The sequence below is a fragment of the Micromonospora sp. M51 genome (assembly GCF_018070305.1).
In the GTDB taxonomy this organism is placed as follows: Bacteria; Actinomycetota; Actinomycetes; order Mycobacteriales; family Micromonosporaceae; genus Micromonospora; species Micromonospora parva.
Map to the genome: position 1 here is coordinate 1 of NZ_JAGPXZ010001112.1, position 1,402 is coordinate 1,402.

2 pseudogenes are annotated in these 1,402 nt (G+C 77.8%); both read left to right on the plus strand.

What is annotated here, in order from left to right:
* Positions 1–547 (plus strand): annotated as a pseudogene (locus tag KBX53_RS32890) (hypothetical protein); the annotation flags it as partial.
* Positions 548–634: 87 nt separating this feature from the next.
* Positions 635–1,402: pseudogene (locus tag KBX53_RS32895) on the plus strand (cell division protein FtsK); the annotation flags it as partial.

Consider the following 1,402-nt stretch of genomic DNA (forward strand, 5'->3'; position numbering starts at 1 on the left):
GTACATGGCCAACCCCGGGCTGCGCGCCGCCGCACCCGGCAACCTGCCCGTCACGTACGTCTCGAAGGCGGCCCTGGCCACCTGCGCCGCGCTGCGGGCCGCCCAGGACCGGCGCGACGACGCGCGGGCCAGTTTCCTGTCCCGGATCCAGGCCGACGACCTGCTCGACCCGCCGCGCTGCCGGCCGGGCGCCGAGGTGCAGGTCGGCGAGCGGGTCAGCCTCGCCTACGACGCGGCGATGATGCTGATCCGGGCGGTGGAGAGCCTCGCCGCCCGGCTGCACCACGCCGACCCCCGGCAACGCTGGGAGCCGAGCGCCGTCAACCCGGTGGCGGTGCACGCCGAGGTGCTGCGGCAGAACGCCGGTCAGGGCTATCCGGGGGTGGCCGGGCTGATCCGGTTCACGGCCGACTCGGGGGAGCCGGTCGACAAGCGACTGGCCCTGATGCGGGTGGAGCAGGTGCCCGATGTGGCGAGGGCGCCGGTGGAGGTGTTCCGCTGCGGGGTGGCCGACGTGCCCGGCCCGGCGGTGTGCGGCCCGGCCTGACCGACACGTCCTCGCAGGACTGTCCGGGCGCCGCCGGTGTCCGTTAGGGTTCCGGGGACCAGGCGGCCGTGGCGTTGGGGGCAGAGGGTGGGCAGGCTCGCGTCGGCGTACGGGCAGGCGGTCAACTCCCACCGGGCGGCCCGGGCGCACCTGGACACCGTCCGCGGTGTCCTCGGGGCGGCACCGACCGTCGCACCGGTCGACGACGACGTGGTGGCCCGCCTCGCCCGCCTCGGCGGTGCGCTGGCCAACCCCGCCCCGGGTGCCACCCCGCTGACGGACCAGCCGGCAGCGGTGCGGATCGGTGCGGCGTCCACAGCGGACGGCGGCTTCCCGGTGCTGGTCCCGCTCGGCGGCGGCCACCACCTGGCGCTGGACGCCGACGCCCGGGAGTCGCAGGTCGCCGGGCTGCTGCGGGCGCTGGTGCTGCGGCTGGTCGCCACCGCGCCACCCGGTCAGGTTCGCGTCGTCGGCATCGACACCGCCACGCTCGGCGCCACCTTCGGCCCGCTACGACCGCTGCTCGACGCCGGGGTGCTCGACCCGCCGGCCACCAGCGAGGCCGAGGTGGCCGCGTTGCTGGACGCCGCCGAGAAACACGCCCGTGCCGCGCAGCACGGTGCGGCGACCGCCCGCCGCCTGCTGCTGGTCGTCGCCACCGCCGCGCCGCCGCCGCGCGAGCTGGCCCGGCTCGCCGCGCTCACCCACGCCGGCCCGGCCGCCGCCGTGTGCGTGCTGCTCGCCGGCCACCCGTCCCGGCAGCCCGGCGAGACCCCGCCGCCGCTGGGTGGCACCACGGCGGTGCGGTTCAACCAGGGGTACGCACACGTCGGCGACCCGCCCGGCGCGCCGTTC